General features: G+C 55.7%; 17 protein-coding genes and 2 pseudogenes. 10 read left to right on the plus strand and 9 right to left on the minus strand.

The features are described 5' to 3' along the window. Positions 1-371: 371 nt before the first annotated feature. Both M8006_RS11925 and M8006_RS11930 read right to left on the minus strand, forming a co-directional pair. A pseudogene (locus M8006_RS11925) lies at positions 372-599 on the minus strand (nitrilase-related carbon-nitrogen hydrolase); the annotation flags it as partial. A 528-nt stretch (positions 600-1,127) separates the two neighbouring features. Continuing rightward, on the minus strand, positions 1,128-2,057 hold the full coding sequence (locus tag M8006_RS11930; protein WP_250082473.1) for a LysR family transcriptional regulator: 930 nt from the start codon (positions 2,055-2,057) through the stop codon (positions 1,128-1,130). Positions 2,058-2,234: 177 nt separating this feature from the next. Between M8006_RS11930 and aptA the strand changes: the two genes are divergently transcribed. From aptA to codA, 6 genes are all read left to right on the plus strand, one after another. Further along, on the plus strand, positions 2,235-3,578 hold the full coding sequence (aptA, locus tag M8006_RS11935) for an omega-aminotransferase AptA (RefSeq protein ID WP_250082474.1): 1,344 nt from the start codon (positions 2,235-2,237) through the stop codon (positions 3,576-3,578). 37 nt (positions 3,579-3,615) lie between these two features. Beyond that, positions 3,616-5,106, plus strand: a complete 1,491-nt coding sequence (locus tag M8006_RS11940; protein ID WP_250082478.1) for a CoA-acylating methylmalonate-semialdehyde dehydrogenase — start codon at positions 3,616-3,618, stop codon at positions 5,104-5,106. A gap of 73 nt (positions 5,107-5,179) precedes the next feature. Further along, positions 5,180-6,295 carry an alanine dehydrogenase gene (ald, locus tag M8006_RS11945; RefSeq protein ID WP_250082480.1) on the plus strand — a complete coding sequence of 372 codons (1,116 nt, stop codon included), beginning with the start codon at positions 5,180-5,182 and terminating at the stop codon, positions 6,293-6,295. A 422-nt stretch (positions 6,296-6,717) separates the two neighbouring features. Further along, a complete protein-coding gene (locus M8006_RS11950) occupies positions 6,718-6,969 on the plus strand; it encodes an integrase core domain-containing protein (protein WP_430886825.1) in 252 nt (83 codons plus the stop codon). A 421-nt stretch (positions 6,970-7,390) separates the two neighbouring features. Beyond that, a complete protein-coding gene (codB, locus tag M8006_RS11955; protein ID WP_250082482.1) occupies positions 7,391-8,656 on the plus strand; it encodes a cytosine permease in 1,266 nt (421 codons plus the stop codon). Positions 8,657-8,718: 62 nt separating this feature from the next. Continuing rightward, entirely contained in the window at positions 8,719-9,966 is a 1,248-nt protein-coding gene (codA, locus tag M8006_RS11960; protein WP_250082484.1) for a cytosine deaminase, read from the plus strand. A gap of 300 nt (positions 9,967-10,266) precedes the next feature. On the opposite strand, the pseudogene M8006_RS18400 reads toward codA, so the two are convergent. After that, positions 10,267-10,507 (minus strand): annotated as a pseudogene (locus M8006_RS18400) (zinc ribbon domain-containing protein); the annotation flags it as partial. Between the two features lie 30 nt (positions 10,508-10,537). On the opposite strand from M8006_RS18400, the gene M8006_RS18405 reads away from it, so the two are divergent. After that, positions 10,538-10,792 (plus strand): EAL domain-containing protein, encoded by a 255-nt coding sequence (locus M8006_RS18405; RefSeq protein WP_430886826.1) that lies wholly within the window; start codon positions 10,538-10,540, stop codon positions 10,790-10,792. A gap of 83 nt (positions 10,793-10,875) precedes the next feature. On the opposite strand, the gene M8006_RS11970 is transcribed toward M8006_RS18405, so the two are convergent. The 6 genes from M8006_RS11970 to M8006_RS11995 all read right to left on the minus strand — a co-directional run bounded on the left by M8006_RS11970 (position 10,876) and on the right by M8006_RS11995 (position 19,665). Continuing rightward, positions 10,876-12,255 (minus strand): NCS2 family permease, encoded by a 1,380-nt coding sequence (locus M8006_RS11970; protein ID WP_250082486.1) that lies wholly within the window; start codon positions 12,253-12,255, stop codon positions 10,876-10,878. 82 nt (positions 12,256-12,337) lie between these two features. Next, the gene (gene guaD, locus M8006_RS11975; RefSeq protein ID WP_250082487.1) at positions 12,338-13,654 is read right to left on the minus strand and encodes a guanine deaminase; all 1,317 of its coding nucleotides are present in this window, start codon (positions 13,652-13,654) and stop codon (positions 12,338-12,340) included. Positions 13,655-13,713: 59 nt separating this feature from the next. Next, positions 13,714-14,577 carry a xanthine dehydrogenase accessory protein XdhC gene (gene xdhC, locus M8006_RS11980; RefSeq protein WP_250082489.1) on the minus strand — a complete coding sequence of 288 codons (864 nt, stop codon included), beginning with the start codon at positions 14,575-14,577 and terminating at the stop codon, positions 13,714-13,716. Beyond that, positions 14,577-17,147, minus strand: coding sequence for a xanthine dehydrogenase molybdopterin binding subunit (gene xdhB / locus M8006_RS11985; protein WP_250082491.1), 2,571 nt, complete (start codon positions 17,145-17,147; stop codon positions 14,577-14,579). The genes xdhC and xdhB overlap by 1 nt, the downstream gene beginning before the upstream one ends. Beyond that, a complete protein-coding gene (gene xdhA, locus M8006_RS11990) occupies positions 17,131-18,612 on the minus strand; it encodes a xanthine dehydrogenase small subunit (RefSeq protein ID WP_250082493.1) in 1,482 nt (493 codons plus the stop codon). The genes xdhB and xdhA overlap by 17 nt, the downstream gene beginning before the upstream one ends. Positions 18,613-19,053: 441 nt before the next feature. Then, entirely contained in the window at positions 19,054-19,665 is a 612-nt protein-coding gene (locus M8006_RS11995) for a DNA-3-methyladenine glycosylase family protein (RefSeq protein WP_250082495.1), read from the minus strand. Positions 19,666-19,872: 207 nt separating this feature from the next. On the opposite strand from M8006_RS11995, the gene gmk reads away from it, so the two are divergent. From gmk to M8006_RS12010, 3 genes are all read left to right on the plus strand, one after another. Beyond that, positions 19,873-20,505 carry a guanylate kinase gene (gene gmk, locus M8006_RS12000; protein WP_250082497.1) on the plus strand — a complete coding sequence of 211 codons (633 nt, stop codon included), beginning with the start codon at positions 19,873-19,875 and terminating at the stop codon, positions 20,503-20,505. Positions 20,506-20,601: 96 nt separating this feature from the next. Further along, positions 20,602-20,859 carry a DNA-directed RNA polymerase subunit omega gene (gene rpoZ, locus M8006_RS12005; RefSeq protein ID WP_250082499.1) on the plus strand — a complete coding sequence of 86 codons (258 nt, stop codon included), beginning with the start codon at positions 20,602-20,604 and terminating at the stop codon, positions 20,857-20,859. Between the two features lie 32 nt (positions 20,860-20,891). Next, complete coding sequence (locus M8006_RS12010; protein WP_250082501.1) at positions 20,892-23,015, plus strand: RelA/SpoT family protein; 2,124 nt, start codon at positions 20,892-20,894, stop codon at positions 23,013-23,015. Positions 23,016-23,030 lie beyond the last annotated feature (15 nt).

Consider the following 23,030-nt stretch of genomic DNA (forward strand, 5'->3'; position numbering starts at 1 on the left):
TCAAGCTGCGTGAACAAGTGTTGAAAGTGGCGGCCACGTTCACAGTAAAAGCCCGCCAAATCCGCATGCGCTTGAGTGGTGCGGCCAACAAGTGGTGGCCTCGATTACTCCCAGGCATCCGACGACTACAACCACTTCCCGACTGACATCGGCGGCTTCAACGGCGTAAACATCATCATCGGCCAAGGGCTGAGAGCACACCGTGGGCAAATGGCGGCTACCTATGCAAAAACGCGATAGAAACGGGACACTAAAGGCCTATCTCGCATAACTATCGCGTCGGTAAGACGTTAAATAGCCTCAACGCATCCACCATGCAGACGTAAAGCGCTCAATAATGGCGCTACCACCGCCGCGATGAATGAGGCGGGTTCAGGGATTTTTTCCGCTGAGTCATACCATTTTTTATCTTGGCTTGGACAAAAATATGGTTGAGTGAATACTTCTTGGAAGCAAAGTAATTGAACACCCTGTTCTGCTGCCTCATCGATCATCGGCAAATGTGCTTCGATCATTTTGTCGCGGATCTCATCCGTGCTCATTGAGGTGTCACCCTTCAGCGACATCTGAATCAACCCACACTTCACTTTATTGTTCATTTCTTTCGACATATCGCGACCTCTTTATTGTGTTTTTGAATTTCCTGAAATATAGCGAAGATTTTCGCCTTTATTTAGGCACAAAGGTGCCTGTTTGCTTAACAATTATATTTGCCAAGCATCATTGCCTAATGAGGCATAAAAAATTTTGATCCTAGGGAAGGTCACTCATCTCAGACCGAATGCAGCGGTACCGATAGATAGACCAATCCCGTCAAGCCATTAAATATTTGAATTCCATGTGTTTTTTTCACCCCTAGGTTGTTCGATGTTGTAATTATTTTTTTTACCTTTTGGTAAAGGTAAAAGCAACTACGCGGATGGTCAAGGAGTTTTTTGCTATTTTTCAGGGGTATTACTACTGCCCTTTAATGGAACGCGACCTTTCTATATGCACCATCAAAGTGCGGTTATAAAATCGATAAAATGCTGTATTTATTACTGAAAGAGATGGGGGCGGAGGTATGAAAATTATTGCTATAGGGTTTTTTTAAGGGACTTAGTTAAGTCTTTGAAGGGTGTTAAATATTATTTTTGATTTTTCTTAATTAACTGATTAAGTTCTGCCAGATAGCTTTCTAGCACCAAGTTGGGTAGCCCACCCTTGCGTGTAATGGCACTATATCGTGTTAAATAGTGCCATTTTTGGGGGGCAACCGCTTTTATTTGGCCATTACGAACCCACCTCTCAGCGTAATGGGTAGGGAGGTAGCCGATATAACGGCCAGAGAGAATTAAAAAAGCGACTCCCTCACGATCAGTGGCTGAGGCGGAGGCTTTAAGTGGCTCGTGTACTGCTTTGATTTCCGGAGTTTGGGCATAGGCAGGAACAACCGCGTCATAGCTAGCTAGTATGACTCTGGTGATATTTTTTACTTCCAATAGCGGATGATTGGCTGCGCAATAGAGCTGCGATGCTTCCTCATAAAGCGCGAGGTAATCGAGTCCGGGCAGGGTTTTGAGATCGGGTGTCACTCCGGTGTGAAGGCGTCCATCGAGTACTGCCAGCTCAATATCACTGGGTGGAATCATGCGGATATTGATGCGTACATCAGGTCCGCGTTCTTTGAGCGCACTGAGAGCATGCGTAATGTGCATCTCGGGCATAGTTACTAGATTGTCAGTAATGCCAATATTGAGCTCACCTTTAAGTTGTGCGTGTAACCCATTGACTTGCGTACGGAAACCCTCCGTTGCAGCCAGCAACTGTAACGCCAATTCATATACCTCGGCACCCTCGCTGGTCAGTGCAAAACCACTTCGTCCTCGCTGACAGAGGCGAAGACCAAGGCGTGTTTCTAGATCGCTCATCGCCATGCTTATAGCTGCTCGGCTTATTCCTAATTCTACCTCGGCCGCTGAGAAGCCACCACACTCCACAACTTTACGATAGATTCTCAATAAACGGAGGTCGGAGTCGCCGGGCTGACCCATTGGTGTGGCTTTACGGTATGTCATGGGTATCTCCACTATTTTCCCTTTAGATTTCGTATTTCTGCCAGATTCTGTTTGCAGGTTAAAGTTAACCAAATGCTTACATGAAATTAAACAACTTTTTATTTAACTGATTGAAAGTCAGATCTAACCTTGAACTAGAAGCCTTTATCAATGGTAAGAACAATAAGGAGTAACCCAATGTCAGCTCAAGAATTTCCCTATGCTGCCGGGCTCAGTTCTGAGCAGCTTGATGCATACTGGATGCCTTACACCGGCAATCGCCAGTTTAAAAGAGATCCTCGGATTATCGTTGGGGCTAAGGGCAGCTATTTGACTGATTCTGAAGGTCGGCAAATTTTTGATGGTCTCTCAGGGCTTTGGACCTGTGGGGCAGGGCACTCCCGACCCGAGATAGCCGATGCAGTTAGCAGGCAGCTGCGCGAACTCGATTACGCACCTGCTTTTCAGTTCGGGCACCCCAAGGCATTCGAGCTTGCTCACCGCTTGCGTGAGCTTACACCGGAAGGCCTGGATTACACCTTCTTCACTGGTTCCGGTTCCGAAAGTGCCGATACCTCTTTGAAAATTGCTCGTGCCTACTGGCGAAAAAAGGGCAAGCCCTCCAAGACCAAGCTGATCGGTCGTGCCAAAGGCTATCACGGTGTTAATTTCGGTGGCTTCAGCGTAGGCGGTATCGGTGCCAACCGAGCTTTATATGGGCAAGGTGTCGACGCTGATCATCTTCCACATACGCTTATCCCAGAGAATGCCTTTACTAAGGGCATGCCGGAGAATGGCGCCGAACGTGCGAATGAGCTGCTAGAACTGATCGCCTTACATGACGCTTCTAATATCGCTGCTGTGATTGTTGAGCCACTGGCCGGTTCTGCAGGTGTTATTCCACCGCCCAAAGGCTATTTAAAGCGGCTGCGCGAGATCTGCGATCAACACGATATCCTATTGATCTTTGATGAGGTCATCACTGCTTTTGGGCGCATGGGATCCATGACCGGAGCCGAAGAATTTGGCGTTACCCCAGATATTATGAATTTCGCCAAGCAACTGACAAATGGTGCAGTACCTATGGGGGGAGTGATTGTTAAAAACGAGATCTATCACACCTTCATGGAGCAGGGGGGAGCGGACTACATGCTTGAGTTGCCTCATGGTTATACCTATTCAGGGCACCCGGTCGCTTGTGTTGCAGCTTTGGCCACCTTGGACATACTTGAGCAGGAGCGCCTCATCGATCGAGTGCGTGATATGAGCCCAATTTTCGAAGAAGCACTTCATAGCTTAAAAGGCACTCGCTATATCAACGATATACGCAACTATGGACTTGCCGGTGCCCTACAGATTGAACCCTATCCCGGTGAACCGGCCCGCAGGCCCTACGAGGTCGCCATGAAATGCTGGGAGAAAGGCTTCTACGTACGCTATGGCGGCGACACTATCCAGCTTGGTTTGCCTTTCATTGTTGAGCGCGAGGAAATTGATAGCGTCATCAATGTGATTGGCGATGCCATCAGTGAAATGAACTAAAAACAATTACCCCAAAAAATAAAACGAGAGGTAACTAATGAAAACACTTGGTCATCTTATTAACGGTATGCGTGTTGACCGCGCAGAGCGTACTCAAGAAATCTTTAACCCGTCTGTAGGCGAAGCTGCCGGTCAAGTGAGCTTGGCTAGTAAAGCCACCGTCGAGGAAGCCGTTGCCGCCGCTCAGGCCGCCTATCCGGCCTGGCGTGATACGCCGCCCGCCAAGCGCGCCCGGATCATGTTCCGCTTCAAACAGCTGCTGGAGGATCATGCCGACGAGATTGCCCGGTTGATCGGCCAGGAACACGGTAAGATCGTGCATGATGCACGGGGCGAGCTAGCCCGTGGTATCGAGAACGTGGAGTATGCCTGCTACGCCCCGGAACTGCTTAAGGGCGAGCACAGCAAGAATACTGGCCCCAGCATCGACTCCTGGAGCGAGTTCCAGTCCCTAGGCGTAGTGGCAGGCATCACGCCGTTCAATTTCCCCGCTATGGTGCCGCTGTGGATGTATCCCATGGCCATCGTCTGCGGCAACACTTTTGTTCTCAAACCCTCCGAGCGTGACCCCACCTCCGCCCTCTACATCGCTGAACTGGCCCAGGAAGCCGGTCTACCCGCCGGTGTGCTCAATGTGGTCAATGGTGACAAGGAAGCCGTTGACACTCTACTCGACGACCCGTGCGTGCAGGCCGTCAGCTTCGTCGGCTCTACCCCGATCGCCGAATACATTTATTCCCGGGCAAGTGCTAATGGCAAGCGCTGCCAGGCTCTGGGCGGCGCCAAGAATCACGCCATCGTCATGCCGGATGCCGATATGGACAATGTAGTCAACTCCCTGAATGGGGCGGCTTTCGGCTCGTCGGGTGAACGCTGTATGGCACTCTCCGTGGCAGTGGCCGTGGGTGACGAGGCCGCCGACACTTTGATCGCCAAAATGCAGGAACAGATGAAGTCGCTCAAGGTCGGTCCCTTCTCCGATAAGAATAATGACTTCGGCCCGGTGATCACCAAGGCACACCAGGAGAAGGTCTGCGGCTATATCGACAGTGCCGAACAGCAGGGCGCCCAGATCGTGGTCGATGGGCGCGGTATTCAAGTGCCCGGACATGATAATGGTTTCTATGTGGGCGGTACCCTGATCGACCAAGTAACCCCTGAGATGACCTGTTACCAAGAAGAGATCTTTGGCCCGGTGCTATTAGTCGTACGCGCAGGCTCCATGGATGAGGCTATGAAGTTGATCGACGATCACGAATACGGCAACGGCACCTGCATCTATACACGTGACGGGGAAGCGGCGCGTTATTTCAGCGACCGTATCCAAGTGGGGATGGTAGGCATTAACGTACCGCTTCCGGTGCCGGTTTCCTACCATAGTTTTGGTGGCTGGAAGCGCTCGCTGTTTGGCGATCTATCCGCTTATGGTCCTGATGCGGTGCGTTTTTATACGCGGCGCAAGACGATTACTCAGCGTTGGCCGTCTGCGGGGGTACGTGAAGGGGCACAATTCTCTTTCCCGTCCTAGACATCCCGAGACCATCAATAAAAGTGCATGACCTTTGTGTCATGCACTGAATACCCTAACAAGAGACAATGTCATGCAGATTGCTATTCCTAAGGAAATCAAGAACCACGAGTATCGTGTTGCCCTAACACCTACCGGTGCTCGCGAGCTGGTTAGCCGTGGTCATACGGTCAATGTGCAAGCTGGCGCTGGGGAGGGAGCTGGTTTTGTTGACGCCGCGTATGAAGCCTCCGGTGCTCGTATTGAGGCGGACGTGGCTAAATTATGGGATACGGCTGAATTAATCCTTAAAGTTAAAGAGCCGCAACCCGAAGAGGTTGATCGCCTTAAATCAGGCCAAACCATTTTTACTTACCTCCACTTAGCGGCTGAGGAGACTCTGACTCAAGGTCTTATAAATAGTGGTGCCACCTGTATTGCTTATGAAACGATCACCGATCGCCAGGGTGGTTTACCGCTTTTAGCACCAATGAGTACTGTTGCTGGGCGAATGGCCATTCAAGCAGGTGCACACAGCCTGGAGAAGGCTCAAGGCGGTTCCGGTGTACTGTTACCAGGAGTTCCAGGTGTTGCTCCAGCAAAAGTTGCTGTGATTGGCGGTGGTGTAGTGGGCGAAAATGCTGCTCGCATGGCGCTTGGTTTGGGCGCTGAGGTGACTGTACTAGATAGGTCTATTTCACGATTGGAAGTGCTTGATGACCGTTATCAGGGAAGGATGAAAACGGTTTACTCGACTGCTGATGCAATTGATGATGCAGTGCGTGAATCTGACCTCATCGTAGGTGCTGTTCTTATTCCTGGTGCTGCTGCACCTAAGCTTATCACTCGTCGGATGCTTGCTGACATGAAGCCGGGCAGCGTACTAGTCGATGTGGCTATTGACCAAGGTGGTTGTTTCGAGACTAGCAAGCCGACTACCCATGCTTCCCCAACTTACATAGTCGATGAAGTCGTTCACTACTGCGTGGCTAATATGCCTGGCGCAGTGGCACGCACTTCTACTCAAGCGCTGACTAACGCAACTCTTCCATACATTATTGCACTGGCCGACAAAGGATGGCAGAAAGCATTAGCCGATGACCATCACTTCTTGCCTGGACTCAACGTCCATGATGGTCAGATTGCCTATCAAGCTGTAGCTGATGCTTTTAGCCTGGAAAGCGTTAACCCGACTAGCTTATTAAAGTAATTCCCACCCTAAAGTAGGTGCCTTGCCCTACCGGTAACTAGTCTTACCTGGTAGGGCTACTCGTGCTATTAAACGGCGGCTTGCTGCGGTATTGCTGTCGAACCCTGCGTCTCGCAAGACATTCAGCCCTTACTGGCGCGCCTTCCGTTGACCCAGGCTTGCCGCGCCCTGGGTTATCAACCGTAGCACGGTATATGCCTGGCGACAGCGGCGCCATGAGCGCACAGCGAGCCCTATCGGGATCAGCCGGTTTATGAGATCTACCACGACCTGTTGCAGCAAGGGATCTATCTCGGTTCGCTCAGCACCTGGTATCGGCAGCTGCGAGACGCCAAGGAAAGCGGTGACCGTCGCCCTCAGCGTGCGCCTCAACACCATGCGGTGCCACGTACCACGGCAACGACCGCCGATGAAGCTTGGACATGGGGCATCAACACATTCATAGGCGGCCGCGGGTCAGTAATGACAACCCCTTCAGCGAAAGCCAGTTCAAGACCATCAAGTACCAGCCTGATTACCCTAAGCGCTTTGAGATCATTACCCATGCCTGGCAGTGGTACAACGCCTATGTTGACTGGTACAACCGGCAGCGCCATAAAAGCGGGCTGGCTGGCTTCACGCCGGAGCAGGGCTTTACCGGCCGTTATCGCGAGCTTGCGGAGCTCCGCCAATAAGCGCTTGATAACAGCTTCGAGGCGCACCCTGAGGGGGTCATGCGCGGCCGCCCCGTGGTGGCGATGCCACCGGGGACAGTGTCTCGATCAATCCGGTACAGCCTGATGACGACGACCCGGCCCCCGACAGCGTGGTGAATTTCCCAACGCTGTCGGGGGCAAGCGATACCGCCACTAAATCGACATTAATTTTTAAAGATCTATCCGAATCAGGTTGACAGGTTCCGCTAGCTTGAGGGTTTTGGTTAACTAATTACTTACGTAGGGTTAATATATTTTATATTTATTTATTAAGATTTTTAACATAAGTTGAAAAATTAAAGAAGTTGGACTGGGTGTTATTTTAATAATTAAAATAATTAATTATCCTTTTAAGTTTAAGAAGTACTCATCCATATAACATAAACAATAAGGAAAATTTATGAAAACTACAGACTATCCTCTTAGCGAAGTTCCTTGGGATTCGCGTAAAGGGTTACTGTCAACATCAGTTGTTCTCTTAGGTTTCACATTTTTTACGGCCACTATGTGGGCAGGTGGCAGCCTTGGTATTGCCTTTGAATTGCAAGATTTATTATGGATAATCTTGGTCGGCAATATTCTATTAGGTAGCTATGCTTCAGCCTTGGCTTATATTGCCTGTAAGAGTGGCCTTAACTCTGTGCTCATGGGTCGCTTTTGTTTTGGAGAGGTTGGCAGCAAACTTTCAGACATGTTGTTGGGCTTCACCCAGATTGGCTGGTACGCATGGGGTACTGCTACTATTGCAATTGTGCTTGTCAAGACAACTGGCCTGCCTGCTTGGTCAGAGACCCCTCTGATGGTGTTCTTTGGGATTGCTTTTTGTCTTACTGCCATGGTGGGGTATCGAGGTCTCGATTGGCTCTCACGTTTCGCTGTACCTGCTATGTTGTTATTTATCCTAATAAGTCTTTTTACTGGTCTATCTGATGTTGGTGGTTTGTCTGGTTTGATAGGCCAGTCTCCCACTGAGGAGATGACCTTTGCTGCAGCGGTCACCGTAATTATTGGTACCTTTGTAAGCGGTGGGACACAAGCCACCAATTGGAGTCGTTTCGCACACTCTCCTCGTGTCGCTGTTATCGCTACCATGCTAGCTTTCTTTGTAGGCAACGGTTTGATGGTAATTACTGGAGCCTTAGGGGCTCTAATATATCAACAGGCTGACATCGTAGATATCATGCTAGCCCAAGGGTTCGTGGTGTTGGCAGTGTTGATGCTATTTCTCAATATCTGGACCACTCAAGATAATACCATATATAACTTCGCGGTAGCCGGCTGCAACTTAGTCAGAACTCGTCGGCGGCGTTTGGTAACTCTTATCGGTGCTGCCATCGGTACTTTTCTAGCAGTCTTTGGTATGTATAACATGCTAATTCCCTTTTTAGTATTGCTTGGCACCTTCATTCCACCTTTCGGCGGCGTAATAATGGCAGACTTTTGGATTTTCCACCGAGGCAAATATCCAGCTATGGCTAATGTACGGTTGCCAAACTTTAACTGGTTGGGTTTGACAGCTTATTTTTTGGGTTCGGTCGCAGCTTATCTGTCGCCAGTCTTGCCCCCGTTAGTTGGCATCGGTGTCGCGGTGCTAAGCTACGCTCTCTTGATCGCATGTTTTCGCAGTACTGTCATTGAAGTGGCGGAAGTAAATAAAGCTGATTAAATCGCAAGCCACACGCTGGTGAGTTATTTTTCCACCTATGTACCAAGTAGTGAGAAGTCTTTATGAAAATTGTAAACGCTAGGCTGCGTAATCAGCCAGGCCTCCATTCAGTGCATATCAAAAATGAATTTTTTGTTGATATTAATATTCAGGCTGGTCGCGAGATGGTTGGAGATGATGAGATTGATGCGGAGGGTCACCTTCTGTGCACCCCCTTCATAGAACCGCATATCCATCTCGATGCCGCCATGACTGCAGGGGAGCCGCGCTGGAACGAGAGCGGTACTTTGTTCGAAGGGATTGAGTGCTGGGCTGAACGCAAGTCCATGCTTAACCAAGAAGATATTAAAGGTCGAGCATTAGCAACGTTGGAGTTACTTGTCAGCAACGGAGTGCAGCATGTACGTACCCATGCTGACGTCAGCGACCCCAGCTTAATTGGTCTTAAGACTCTGTGCGAGCTACGAGACGAGCTGAGCGACAAATTACAGATTCAGGTAGTAGCTTTCCCTCAGGAGGGCATTCTTTCATATCCCAATGGATTGGCGTTAATGGAAGAGGCAATTGAGGTAGGAGCAGATGTAATAGGAGCAATTCCTCACTTCGAGTATACCCGTGAAATGGGGGATTCCTCTCTCAAGAAAGTGATCCACCTAGCAAGAACACATGATCGCTTAGTGGATGTTCACTGCGATGAAATCGACGACCCTAATTCGCGCTTTCTGGAGGTGCTGGCTGCAGAAGCACTTTTCGCGGACATGGGAAGTCGAGTGACCGCCAGCCATACCACAGCAATGCACTCATACGACAACGCTTATTGCTCAAAACTATTTCGGCTTTTGAAAGCTTCTGATATCAATTTCATTTCCTGTCCTACGGAAAGTATCCACCTACAAGGGCGTTTCGATACCTACCCTAAGCGACGCGGTCTCACTCGAGTTAAAGAGTTGGACGCTGCGGGCATCAATGTTTGTTTCGCTGAAGACTCGGTCAACGATCCTTGGTACTCCTTGGGAAATGGAAGACTCTTGAGAACTTTAGATTTCGGCTTACATATATGTCAGATGATGGGGTATGCCGATTTTAGTCGATCCTTGGACTTTCTCACTGATCATTCTGCCCGCACCCTGGGTATTGAGAATGATTACGGCATAGCTGTTGGGAAACCAGCCAATTGTATTCTCCTGGATGGGGAGGATGACTATGAGGTACTACGCCGTCAGGGTGATGTACTACTTTCCATTCGCTATGGGCGAGTGATCTGCCGCCGTGAACCAGCACAAATTATCACCCCCTCCTATTTACGCTAACCAACAAAAAATACAGACCTGTTGGAAACCGGACTGTCGAGCTGGGCTAATTGATGCTAAGTCCAGAAGCACGCATCCAGTCAGTTTAGCTCGACCCTAGAAATGGAAGCAACGCTGAACGTCTTCTTTGACATCCTCTTCCACCTTCAACACTAACGTGCTTGTAGAGGGGGATTTCCAGGTTGTCGCCTCCCAGGTTCCTGCTTCGTTGTCCGTAGCCTCAATGCCTTGGCGTCGCCAGTCTTACACAAACATCCCAGGCATACATTTTGCTGTAAAGAAGAGCCCCTCAGTATTACCTCAACTCTCGGCACCGACCAACAGCGCGGTACCGGCTTGTAAAATGTTGCGAGCGGCGTTCACATCCCGGTCAATGCATCGGGTGCAGCAGTCCGGGCAATCTCAGGTGCGAACATCTAGTGGCAAGGGTTCGACCACAAAGCCGCAGCCATGACAGCGTTTCGAGCTGGGGTACCAGGTCGATCTGGACGAATTGCCGTCTTGCCCATTCGTTCTTGTAATCAAGTTGGCTCACCAACTCACTCTAGTCCAGGTCGTGAGCTTTCGACAGATGCCGACCATAGCCTCACATGGCCTTCAATGTCAGCCTTCACCAGCTTTACCCGAACAGGTTTCCACCCTGGTTCGGCCCTATATGGACCCAGCCTGGGTAACCCTGGAGATTACGGAAAGCGTTTTAATGACAGACCCGATCGAGATGGAAACACTGTTGAAAAGACTCCACGAGCAAAACTTCCAGATCGCTATTGATGACTTCGGTACGGGCTTCTCGTCCCTCAGTCGCTTTCAGTATCTGCCTCCCTAGTCGCTCAATATAGACCGTAGTTTTGTCAACGAGCTCAATCCTGGGGGCAAGGGAGCCTGGGCTGCCTGACCGTAACCTTGCCTTTAGTGCGTGGTGACCAGCATCACCACGCTGAGAGCCGCCGAGACCCACATGGCCGGCTTGATCTCCTGGATGTTGCCGGTGAAGAGCTTAATCAGCACGAAGCTGAGGAAACCAAAGGCGATACCCAGGGTGATCGAGTAGGTCAGCGGCATCAGGATGATGGCCAGAAAAGCCGGGAAGGCTTGGTCGAATTTCGTCCACTCGATCTTGCTGATCGGCGCCAGCATGAACAGTCCCACCAGCACCAGCGCCGGTGCGGTGGCGATACCCGGCACCAGCGAGAGCAGCGGCGACAGGAATAGGAAGGGTAGAAACAGCAGGGCGATGGTCACCGCCACCAAGCCGGTCCGCCCGCCCTGGGCAACGCCGGCGCCGGATTCGATAAAGGTCTGGGCCGCACTGGTACCCAATGGCGCCGCGATCATCGAGGCAAAGGCATCGACGGTCATTGAGCGCTTGAGGTTGCGGGGGTTGCCGTCCTTGTCCTTGAGGTCGGCCGACTCGGAGAGCGCCATGAAGCACGACAAGGCATCGAAGAAGTTGGTGAACAGCATCACGAAGATGAACGGCAGATAGGCGACCGTCAGCGCTCCCCAGATGTCTACCTGCATCACCGCGCTGAAGTCCGGCCAGGCCGCCAGGCCGCTCCATTCCACGACTACGTCACCACCCCATAGCCGCCCCATGGGCGTTGCCAGCAGGGTGGTCAGGGCGATACCCAGGATCAGTGCCCCGTTGAAGCGCAGGATGACCATGATTGCCGTTGCCATCATGCCGATGAAGAAGGTCACCATGCTGGCATCCATATTGCCCAGCGTGACCAGGGTGGCGTCGCTGCCGATGATGAAGCCGGCATTCTTGAAGCCGATGAAGGTGATGAACAGGCCAATGCCGCAGGTGATCGCATAGCGCAGCGAGGGGGGAATGGCCTCGATGATTGCCTTGCGGACGTTGAACATAGCCAGGATGGCGAACAGCACCCCGGACCAGAACACGCAGCCTAGCGCCACTTCCCAAGAGAGCCCCGCGCCCTGTACCAGGGTATAGGTGAACAGGGCGTTCATGCCCATGCCCGGGGCGACCAGGATCGGGTTACGGGCATAGAGCCCCATGGCCAGGCTGCTCATGAAACTGATCAGCACCGTGGCCGATAGGGCGGCGGAGAAGGGAATGCCAGCATCGCTGAGAATCGCCGGGTTGACCACGATGATGTACATGGAGGCCAGGAAGGTGGCGATCCCGGCGAGGATTTCAATGCGCAGCGACGAGCCGCGCCGCGTTACGCCGAAATAGTGGTCCAGCCAGTTGGCGGGCGGGGCGGCCTGTTCATCAGGCCGTGCGGTGCTCTTGTCGGCAAGGGAGGAGGAGTTCGGTTCCATATCGATGATCCTATTGTTGTTGGAGATCGTTGTTGGAGATCGTTGTAGAGAATCGTGGTTGGCCGCCTAGTTGGCCAAGTGGTCAGTCCCGGGTGTGCTGACGTCTGCCACCCGCCCAAGTTTCGAGGACGCTGCGGTCATCGCCGAGCATCATCAGCGCGAACAGACGCTCGCCAAGGGTGCGGCAGCGTGCATGACGTCGTGACAGCAGCGGTGTGGCATCAGGGTCGAGTACCACGAAGTCGGCCTCCATACCGGGCGCCAGGCGGCCGATCTCGCTATCCAGCGACAAGGCACGCGCATTGCCGAGTGTCAGGCCGTAAAACCCTTGCCAAGCCGTCAGCGGCTGACCACGCAGTTGCCCAACTTGGTAGGCGGCCTTGAGGGTCGCCAGCCCCGAAAGGTCGGTGCCACCGCCGATGTCGCTGGCATAGGTCACGTTGAGACCGACGTCGCGTGCGGCGTGGCGGTCGAACAGGCCGCTGCCGAGGAACAGGTTGGAGCTGGGACAGAAGGCCAGGTTGGCGCCCCGCTCAGCCAGTCGGCGGCGCATCCCCTGGTCAAGATGAATGCCGTGGGCAAAGGTGCTGCGTGGCCCCACTAGCCCGGACTGCTCGTAGACTTCCAGGTAGTCGCGGCTCTCGGGGAATAGCGCGGCCACCCAGTCCAGCTCGCCGGTGTTTTCAGACAGGTGGGTCTGCAGCCACAAACTCGGGTCATTGCGCAACAGTCCGCCCGTCGCGTCGAGCTGCTCTCGGGTCGAGGTGGGGGCGAAGCGCGGCGTCAGGCTGTAGCCGAGCCGGCGCGTGCCGTGCCAGTCGCTGATCAGCCGCTCGGCGTCGCGGATGCCGCCCTGGGTGTCATCGCAGAGCGCCTCGGGGGCGTGGCGATTCATGTGAACCTTTCCAGCCAGCATGCGTAAATCGCGCTTGCGGCTGGCGGTGAAGAAGGCATCCACGGAAGCGGGGTGGCTGGAGCAGAACACCTGGGCCGTGGTGGTGCCGACCCGCAGCATCTCATCGAGAAAAGCATCAGAGAGTGCCAGGGCATGCTCGTACTGGGCGAAACGACACTCTTCAGGAAAGGTGTAGTCGTTGAGCCAGTCGAGCAACTGGCGCCCGTAGGAGGCCATGATCTCGAGCTGGACGTAATGCACGTGGCTGTCGATGAAGCCGGGCATCAGCAGCTTGCCACGGTGGTCGATGACATTGATGCCCGTGGGCAGGCTGGGTTCGAGTCGCGCATAGTCATCGATGGCGCGGATGCGGCCATCTTCGATCCACAGGGCAGCGTCTTTAATATGGCGAACACTGCCCTCTGCTGGGCTATCGCCCTCGCCGGGGTCGGCATCGAAGCTCAGCAGTTCGGCGCGAATCACGCGCGAGTCGTTAGTCGTCATGATAGGGCTCTTCTTTTTCAGTAGTACGACGCATGTTTATAAAGGGCTACGGCGTATGCTTATGAAGGGTGCTGGCCAAATAGGGCACGGAGTTCGCCTGGATCGAGGCCGCGCCGGTCGGCGCGCTCGGCGCTTCCCATAAGCGGCAGCAGCTCGGCCATGGCGGCAAGCGCTATGGCATAGGGCGTCTTGTCGCCGCCTGTGCCTCCGCTGGCCATGCCGATGGGGCAGCGCACCCTGGTTAGCGCCGCTTCGTCATGCCCGGCATCGCTCAGTCGCGAACGAAAGCTGGCCCATTTGCTGTGTGATCCGATCAGGCCGATTGAGGCCATGTCGTTACGGTGCAGCAGGGCATCCACCAGTTCGCGGTCTTCGGCGTGGTCGTGAGTCAGCACCAGCGCGTGGCTATTCGCAGGCAGGGCGGCCACGGCGGCTCTAAGGCCAGCTGTGTGGCGACAGGTTAGGCGCGGCTGCGCCTCAGCCCAGTCGGGAAATACGCCTTGGCGGCTGTCGTGCCATAGCACCTGCCAGGGCAATGGGGCGGCCAGACGGACGATCTCGCTACCCACGTGGCCGGCGCCGAAGAGGGCTAACGTCGCCGCACTGCCGGGGAAGATCTCTAGCAATACGTTGACGAAGCCGCCGCAGCATTGCCCGCTGCGCCCGCCCAGGGCAAAGGCTTCGAGACTCATGCCAAGCTCTCCGCTCGCTAGTCGCTCCCGGGCCGCGTCGATGACCTGGAATTCGAAGGTGCCGCCGCCCAGGGTGTCGCAGACGGCGTCCGCCGTGATCACCATGCGAGCGCCTGGCTCTCGGGGCGTGGAGCCAGCACTGGTCACCACGGTCGCCAGCGCATGGGGCAAGCCGTCCCGCTGCAAGCGGTGCAGGGCTTCATGCCAGCTTTCGGGGCGCTGAGTTTTCATCACTCGCCACCTTTTTCCAGCGGACGCGTATCGTGCCAGGCATCGTGCTGGGAACCGTATTGGGCACGTAGGGCCTCAGCTGCCATTAGCACGCGTTCCGGGGTAGCCGGTGTATCGAGTCGCGGTGCCTCGGCGTAGTCGGCAAGACTCGCCAGGGCGTCGCGCAGCGCGGACCACACCGCCATGCCGAGCATGAAAGGAGGTTCGCCCACGGCCTTGGAGCGATAGATGCTGGCCATGGAGTTGGGGTGGCCCTCCAGCAGCTTGACGTTGAACACCGGTGGCAGGTCGCCGTAGGTGGGAATCTTGTAGGTAGCCGGGCCGTCGGAGATCAGCCGCCCGGCATCGTTCCACTTTAGCTCTTCGCTGGTTAGCCAGCCCATCCCCTGGATGAAGCCGCCCTCCACTTGGCCAATGTCGATGGCCGGATTCAGCGAGTCGCCGACATCGTGAAGTATGTCCACACGGTCGACCTGATACTCACCGCTGAGCGTGTCGACGCTGACTTCCGCCACGGCGGCGCCGTAGGCAAAGTAATAGAAGGGGCGGCCCTGACCGACGTTGCGATCGTAGTGGATCAGCGGCGTGGCGTAGAAGCCCTTCTCCGAAAGTGAGGTGCGATTCAGGTAGGCAGCCTGGATCAGCTCGCCCCAGGGGATGCGGCGCTCGCTCTCGCCGTACCCTGCCACCAGGTGCCCAGCCTCCAGGCGCATGTCTTCACGGTCGAGCCCTTGATCCTGATAGAGATGCTCATGGGCAAAATCGAACAGCCGCTGCTTAAGCTTCATGCAGGCGTCACGTGCTGCCTGGCCATTGAGGTCGGCGCCACTGGAAGCCGCGGTGGGCGAGGTGTTGGGCACCTTGTCGGTGCGCGTGGCGGTAATGCGGACTTCTTCGGTATCCAGGCCCAGCTCACGGGCGGCCACCTGACAGATCTTGGTGTGCAGGCCCTGGCCCATCTCGGTGCCGCCGTGGTTGATCATCACGCTGCCGTCGGTATAGACATGCAACAGCGCGCCGGCCTGATTGAGGTGCTTGGCGGTAAAGGAAATACCGAACTTCACCGGCGTCAGCGCCAGGCCTCTCTTGATGATGGGACTCTCGGCGTTGAATTCGGTGATCGCACGGCGCCGCTCCCAGTAATCGCTGCTGGTCTCAAGTTGTTCGACCAGATCATGCAACAGGCCGATCTGGTCCACCTGCTGGCCATAGTGAGTGATATCACGGCGGGTCGTTTGGTGGTCGGTGCGGTAGAAGTTGCGCTTGCGTACCGTCAGCGGGTCCTCGCCGATGCGCCGGGCGATGTCGTCCATGGCTGCCTCAATCACCATCATGCCCTGGGGGCCGCCGAAGCCGCGAAAGGCGGTGTTCGATGCGGTATGGGTGCGAGCCCGGTGGCCGGTCACCCGGGCATCGCCCAGCGAATAGGCGTTGTCGCTGTGGAACATGGCGCGGTCGACGATGGCGTCCGAGAGATCCGGCGAGTAGCCGCAGTCGCCGATCACGGTGATCTCGCCGCCCTGAATCACGCCCTGTTCGTCGACACCCAGCCGGTAGCGGTTATGGAAGGGGTGGCGCTTGCCGGTGGCACGCATGTCGTCGCCACGCGGCAGACGCACGCGGGTGGCGCGGCCGGTGCGCCGGGCGAAAAGTGCGGCGATGCAGGCCCAGGGCGAAGCCTGGGTTTCCTTGCCGCCGAAGCCGCCGCCCATGCGGCGCACTTCTACGGTCACCGCATGAAATGGGATGCCCAGTACCTCGGCTACCAGTTTCTGGGTTTCGCTGGGGTGCTGATTGGAGGTAAAGACCACCACGCCCTCGTCTTCCGTGGGCTGCACCAGGCAGGCCTGGCCTTCCAGGTAGAAATGCTCCTGGCCGCCGACGAACTGCTCGTCTTCCACGACAAACGAGGCGTCCTTCAGCGCTTGCTCCCAGTCACCGCTCTGCTGAACATGGCTGGGGCGCACGAACTCTTCCCGCTCGGCGGCGGCGACTGGATCAAGGCATGCAGGCTGCTCGTCGATCTCCACGACTGCCGCCTGTACGGCTTCCCGCGCGGCGCGATGATTCTCGGCAGCCACGGCGAAGATAACCTGACCGACGTAGCTGATCTCTTCTTCGACGAAGATGGGGTCGCCGGGAAAGACCGGGCCGATATCGGTATGGCCGGGCACATCGCCCACGGCGATGACATCCACGACTCCGGGCATGGTGCGGACTTTGTCCAGGTCGAGGCGAGTCAGGCGGCCATGGGCGACGGGAGAGAGGCCCAGGGCCACGTGCAGCGTGTTAGCCGGGGCGCTCAGGTCGTCGATGTAGGCGGCCCGGCCGGTGACATGCTTGACCGCGCTCTCATGAGCCTGGGAGTGCGGGTGAGTAGGAGTATAAGGAAGCGTGTCGCGCGCCAAGGGGCCGTCGCCCTTGATGCGACCATCGAGTTCGTGACGGGCCGTCGTCGACTCGGCGCTTACGTCGGCGGTGGCTTCTTGGTTGGATGCTGGCGCGGTTTCAGGCGTGGCATCGGGCGCCTTGGAAAGCGGCGCCTTAGAAAGCTTAGTGAGCGTACGCATGGAGCATCACCTCCCGAGGGCTGTCTGTGGCGTCCTGGGCCTGACTTTCAATCATCAGCACCAGGCGCAGGCGTTCGAGCAAGTTGGCGGCGGAAATCTGGCGATAATGGGCGCTGCCGCGCACATCCGACATCGGCTGGAAATCCTGAGACAACGCCAGCCGTGCGGTCTGGAAGGCAGCCGATGAGGGCGTTTTACCCTCAAGCGCCGCTTCGGCCTGGGCTGCACGCTTGGGAATGCCAGCCATGCCGCCAAAGGCCAGGCGCACGTCGCGTAGGATTCCATCCTCCAGGCGCCAGGCGAAGGCCCCGAGCACGGCGGAAATATCGTCCTCACGTCGTTTGGACAGCTTCCATACCTTGAGTGTTTCTCCCTCGACGGGGTGGGGCAGAAACACAGCGCGAATCGCTTCACCTTGTTGCAGGGCGGTACGTTTGTAGTCGAGGAAGAACTCGCTTAGCGGTAGTTCGCGTTCACCTTTAGGGCCAACCAAGCGCAAACGCGAACCCAGCGCCAGCAGTACCGGCGGGGTGTCGCCGATGGGCGAGGCATTGGCCACGTTGCCGCCCAGGGTGCCCCGGTTGCGAATCTGGGAGGAACCCAGCCGGTGCAGCAGATGCGCGAAGGCGTCAAAATGTTCTTCGAGCAGCGGCTCTATCTGGCTATACGTTACGGCCGCGCCGATCCACCAGCCGCTGCGGCCGTCTTCGAGAGTGGTTTCCTCGATGACGTTCAACTCGGCGACGCGCGTGACATCAATCAGTCGCTCGAAGCGCACCAGCCGCTGAGTGCTTTCCAGCCAAAGGTCGGTGGCCCCGGCAACCAGCCGCGCCTCGGGGTGGCGTTCCAGGCACTCGACCAATTCGGCGAGCGTAGTCGGCTGGGCAAAAAGGCTTTCACCCGCGGTCGGCCCGGTTCTCGGCACAGGAGCGGCGGCATCCATCCACAGCGGGCGATGCTCGGGGTGCTCGTTCATGCTCAGCGCAGCGTCGCGGATCGGGCGGTAGCCGGTACAGCGGCAGAGGTTTCCCCCCAAGGCGGCCTCAAGGTGCTGCGGCGTCAGCGGTACCAGGGTTTTGTCTTGCTCCTTACGTTGCTGTTCGTGAAGGGTGAACAGCGACATGACGATGCCCGGGGTGCAAAAGCCGCACTGGCTGCCATGGCATTCGACCATGGCAGCCTGGGCGGGGTGTAAATCGTTGCCATCGGCGAGGCCATCCACGGTCACTAAGTGGCGTCCATGCAACTGATGGGCTGGGGTAATACAGGCATTGGCACTATGGTAGTGAAGCTCGCCGTCGGGGGCCGTCTCGCCAATAGCCACGGTGCAAGCGCCACAGTCGCCGGAGGCGCAACCCTCCTTGGTACCTGTGTTGCCAAGGGTTTCGCGCAGTAGTTCGAGCACACTGGTTTCGGGATTCGCCTCGCAATGGCGGGGCTGCCCGTTGAGCAGGAAGTCGATCATCGCCGTGTCTCTTGTTGATCTTGTTAAAGGAGCATTGGCTGCAGTTGGCTGACCGATTGGTCAGGATATTTCCAGCATGTGCCAGGATGTTGCACTTTGCAAGACCTAAAGCAGACTTTGTGTGACCAAGTGGTGGCTTAAAAGGCGGGCTGTAGGTGTTGGGGAAACACGGGGCTAATACTGTCGTAGCTGCCTGGGCACCAGATCAAGAAGAAAGTTACCCGCCGGGAGCGGGGGCGGTCTTCTATTGGTCTGGCGCGTATGTCTAGAATTTTCAAAGCGATTTAGTGATGGCAATCGACGAAAGCAAACTGAAGGTGGTGAACAATAGAGGTCGCCACTTTTTTTTCTTGAAACATACCAAACCCAATAGGTTTTTTATCTATTATCAGAATTATTTGCAGAAAATCAGTCAGTTGTTAGTTTCTGGATGGGAACGAGTTAAACCGGCTCGCCGCGATAGTAGTGCCAAAGAAACAGCGAACCCACGCTGCGCCAGGGTGCCCAGTGTTCGACCAACTGACGGGCCTGCTTAGGCGTGGGTTTGTCGTCCATGCCTTTTAGGCGGCCCAGCGCAACCCGCAAGGCAAGGTCGTCGGCGGGAAAAATGTCCGCGCGTTGCAGCGAAAACATCAGGTAGATTTCGGCACTCCATCGGCCAAAGCCACGTAGCTGAGTAATCGCCGCGATGGCTTCGTTATCGCTTAGCTGTTCAAGTTCATTAGCACTAAAGGTGCCAGCGAGTTCTGCGTCGGCAAGCCCCTTGGCGTACTCGATCTTGCGCCAGGAAAGCCCTGCATCGCGCAGCGCTTGGCCTTCGATGTCTATCACTGCTTTGGCATGCAATTCGGGCAGCAATGCATTGACGCGGCCCATGATCGCGCGGGCGGCCTCGGTGGAAAGTTGCTGGCTGACGATGGTGGAGAAAAACGTCGCAAAGCCTTTATTCCGCTTGCGAGGCGAAGGCGCGCCCACTAGTGGGTAAGCGCGGGCGATATCCGGGTCAGCGTTGGTCAGTGCCTGCATGGCCTGTTCGATGGTATCGGACGTCATGGCGACCTCGTGGTGCTTAATTGAGCCGTATTGTGCGCAGACACGTCGTTAAAGCTCAAACAGTGTCCAGGTTTCTCACTATACGGCGCCTCGTTGTCTCCCGGTAAGGCGAAACGCTACAGTCGGGGCAGTGGGTGTGCGATACTGCGGCTTTTCCATACACTGTTTTGATCGCACCAGTTTACTTCGCCAACAAGGGAAGCGCGTATGTCCCAAGGTACACTTTTTGTTGTTTCTGCGCCGTCTGGGGCAGGTAAAACCAGCTTGGTTCGGGAGCTAATCGAGAGCCTGGATGGCATTCAGGTCTCGGTATCGCACACCACCCGTGCTAAGCGCGACGGTGAGGTCGATGGCGTCAACTACCACTTTACCGATGCGGCTGACTTTGAGGCGATGATCGCACGGGGTGAGTTTTTTGAGCATGCCAAGGTGTTCGATAACTATTATGGCACCTCGCGTAAGGCCGTGCAGACGCTACTCGACGTGGGGCAAGACGTGATCCTGGAAATCGACTGGCAGGGTGCCCGCCAGGTGCGCGAGCAGATGCCCGACGCGGTGTCGGTTTTTATCCTGCCACCCTCACGCAGTGAACTAGAACGTCGCTTAGCAAGTCGAGGCACCGATGAACACGCGGTCATTGCGCGGCGCATGCACGATGCGGTCAGTGAAATGTCGCACTATGACGAGTACGGCTATCTCGTGATCAACGACGATTTCACCACGGCCCTCGAAGAGCTTAAATCGCTGGTCATTAGCCGCCGTATTACGCTGGCTTCCATGCGTGAACACCACGCGCCGCTACTGGATGCGCTCTTGTCACAGGCGCCTAGCGTCGAGTAATCTATCAGGTTCTGGAAATTCTCTTTTTTGCCGGGTCGGCGCCGTTAGCGAATCTCGACGGCGTCGGCCCGATGCCGTCATTATAGGAAGGCCCCCATGGCTCGCGTTACCATCGAAGATTGCCTAGACCACGTTGAAAACCGTTTCAAGCTCGTGATGATATCCACTCACCGTTCGCGCCAGCTTGCGCGTGGTTCGCGTGATGCCCTGCTGCCTTGGGAAAACGATAAGCCCACCGTCATGGCGCTGCGCGAAATCGCCGCTGGCCTGGTCGACCACACCGTGCTGGATGAGCCAGTGGAAGCGCCGGTACGCGTGCGCCCGGTAGCCGCAAGCCTCCCGGTAGACGACTGATAAGCGAACCTTACAGCGATAGAGGCGCGTAAATGTTTACCATTGATGACCTAGCGGATCGACTTGGCGGCTATCTTCCTCCGGATGAGATTCAGCAGGTTAAACGCGCTTTCTATTACGCTGAGCAAGCCCACGATGGACAGCGCCGCCGTTCCGGTGAGCCCTATGTGACCCACCCGTTGGCGGTGGCCAATATCTTGGCCAATATGCACATGGACCATCAGAGCCTGATGGCAGCGATGCTGCACGATGTGATTGAAGATACCAGCGTGGCGAAACCCGCGCTGGAAACGCAGTTTGGCAAGCCTGTCGCCGAGCTTGTCGATGGCGTCTCTAAGCTCACCCAGATCACCTTCGAAGATAAAGCCGTCGCCCAAGCGGAAAACTTCCAGAAAATGGTGCTGGCGATGTCGCAGGATATCCGCGTGATTATCGTCAAACTGGCGGATCGCCTGCACAACATGCGCACGTTAGGCGCCCTTCGGCCGGATAAAAAACGCCGGATTGCCCGCGAAACCCTGGAAATTTATGCGCGTATTGCCGGGCGTTTAGGCATTAATACCATTCGCGTCGAGCTTGAAGACCTATCGTTTCAGGCCATTTACCCCATGCGCGCCGAGCGCATCAAGCGGGCGGTGACTAGTGCGCGCGGCAACCGGCGTAGCGCTATGCGCGAGATTCAAGCGTCGCTGCAGCAGAGCCTGGATGACGAAGGGCTCAACGGTACGGTGATGGGGCGCCAAAAGCACCTGTTGTCGATTTACCGCAAAATGCGCGATCAGCGTAAGCCCTTCGCCGAGATCATGGACGTTTTTGGCTTTCGTATCGTCACCGAAGACGTCGCCAGTTGTTACCGCATGTTAGGCGTGGTGCATAACCTTTATAAGCCCGTGCCTGGGCGTTTTAAGGACTATATCGCGATCCCTAAGGCCAACGGCTATCAAAGCTTGCACACAACGCTTTTTGGTTTTCGCGGGATGCCCATTGAAGTGCAGATACGCACCCGCGAAATGGAGGCGATGGCCAACAACGGCATTGCCGCCCACTGGCTGTATAAGGCGGGTCAAACCGAGCATCCCATTGCCGAGGGCAGTCGCGCCCGTGCCCGCGCTTGGGTGAAAGGCCTTTTGGAAATGCAGCGCCACGCTGGCGACTCGCTGGAATTTATCGAACACGTTAAAAACGATCTTTTTCCCGACGATATCTACGTGTTCACGCCTAAAGGCGACATCATGGAGCTTCCCCAGGGCGCAACCGTGATTGATTTTGCCTATACCGTGCACACCGATATTGGCAACAACTGCATCGCCTGCCGGATTGACCGTCAGCTGGCACCGCTCTCTACCCGGCTGGAAAGCGGGCAGACGCTGGAAATCATCACCGCACCGGCGGCGCGCCCCAATGTTGCTTGGCTCAATTTTGTCACCACAGCGAAAGCGCGTTCGGCGATTCGTCACGCGCTTAAACACCAACAGGAGGCCGAGGCAATTCAGCTGGGCCGTCGGCTTTTGAATAAATCACTGTCGGTTTTTGAAACCAGCCTGGAAGAGCTGGGTGCTGCGGTTATTGAGCGCGCGTTAAAAGAGCTTGATGTAAGAGACCAAGAGGCTCTATTGGAATCGATTGGCCTTGGCACGCGGGTCGCGCACGCAGTGGCAAGACGGATGGTCGACTTATCCGATGGTCATGCCGCGCCAGCGCAATCGGATAGCAGTCAGCCAATGGTTATCAGCGGTAGTGAAGGCATGGTGACAAGCTTTGCCCGCTGCTGCCATCCGCTGCCCGGCGATGCCGTGGTGGGGCATCTCTCAGTCGGTAAAGGGCTAGTGGTTCACCGCGCAGAGTGCAACAACGTGGTGGGTAAAACCGACGCGGAAAAGCTTTTCGCGTTGGAATGGTCAGACGATACCGACGCTGACTTCCCTGTTGCGCTGCGCATCGAAATTGAAAGTCGTCGTGGTCTGGTGGCAGAGCTTGCTGGTTTGGTGACCGATGCCGATGCCAATATTGAGCGTATTGGTATTGAGGAGCGCGACGCTCGTCTCTCGACGGTCAATGTCACCTTGGCGGTGAAAGGCCGCGTCCACCTCGCGCGCATTATCAAGCGACTTCGCAACCTCCCCAACGTGGGCAAAATCACCCGCTTGGGTAAGTGATCTCTTTTACACCCT

Source organism: Halomonas llamarensis, from assembly GCF_023555005.1.
Taxonomy (GTDB): domain Bacteria; phylum Pseudomonadota; class Gammaproteobacteria; order Pseudomonadales; family Halomonadaceae; genus Vreelandella; species Vreelandella llamarensis.

Bases quoted from the DNA above. Each gene is read 5' to 3' on its own strand.
- M8006_RS11995 (WP_250082495.1), bottom strand. From the start codon at position 19,665: ATGACGTCCGATACCATCGAACAGGCCATGCAGGCACTGACCAACGCT.
- M8006_RS11940 (WP_250082478.1), top strand. From the start codon at position 3,616: ATGAAAACACTTGGTCATCTTATTAACGGTATGCGTGTTGACCGCGCA.
- aptA (WP_250082474.1), top strand. From the start codon at position 2,235: ATGTCAGCTCAAGAATTTCCCTATGCTGCCGGGCTCAGTTCTGAGCAG.
- rpoZ (WP_250082499.1), top strand. From the start codon at position 20,602: ATGGCTCGCGTTACCATCGAAGATTGCCTAGACCACGTTGAAAACCGT.
- M8006_RS12010 (WP_250082501.1), top strand. From the start codon at position 20,892: ATGTTTACCATTGATGACCTAGCGGATCGACTTGGCGGCTATCTTCCT.
- gmk (WP_250082497.1), top strand. From the start codon at position 19,873: ATGTCCCAAGGTACACTTTTTGTTGTTTCTGCGCCGTCTGGGGCAGGT.
- xdhB (WP_250082491.1), bottom strand. From the start codon at position 17,147: ATGCGTACGCTCACTAAGCTTTCTAAGGCGCCGCTTTCCAAGGCGCCC.
- codA (WP_250082484.1), top strand. From the start codon at position 8,719: ATGAAAATTGTAAACGCTAGGCTGCGTAATCAGCCAGGCCTCCATTCA.
- codB (WP_250082482.1), top strand. From the start codon at position 7,391: ATGAAAACTACAGACTATCCTCTTAGCGAAGTTCCTTGGGATTCGCGT.
- M8006_RS11950 (WP_430886825.1), top strand. From the start codon at position 6,718: ATGGGGCATCAACACATTCATAGGCGGCCGCGGGTCAGTAATGACAAC.
- guaD (WP_250082487.1), bottom strand. From the start codon at position 13,654: ATGACGACTAACGACTCGCGCGTGATTCGCGCCGAACTGCTGAGCTTC.
- M8006_RS11930 (WP_250082473.1), bottom strand. From the start codon at position 2,057: ATGACATACCGTAAAGCCACACCAATGGGTCAGCCCGGCGACTCCGAC.
- xdhC (WP_250082489.1), bottom strand. From the start codon at position 14,577: ATGAAAACTCAGCGCCCCGAAAGCTGGCATGAAGCCCTGCACCGCTTG.
- xdhA (WP_250082493.1), bottom strand. From the start codon at position 18,612: ATGATCGACTTCCTGCTCAACGGGCAGCCCCGCCATTGCGAGGCGAAT.
- ald (WP_250082480.1), top strand. From the start codon at position 5,180: ATGCAGATTGCTATTCCTAAGGAAATCAAGAACCACGAGTATCGTGTT.
- M8006_RS11970 (WP_250082486.1), bottom strand. From the start codon at position 12,255: ATGGAACCGAACTCCTCCTCCCTTGCCGACAAGAGCACCGCACGGCCT.
- M8006_RS18405 (WP_430886826.1), top strand. From the start codon at position 10,538: ATGCCGACCATAGCCTCACATGGCCTTCAATGTCAGCCTTCACCAGCT.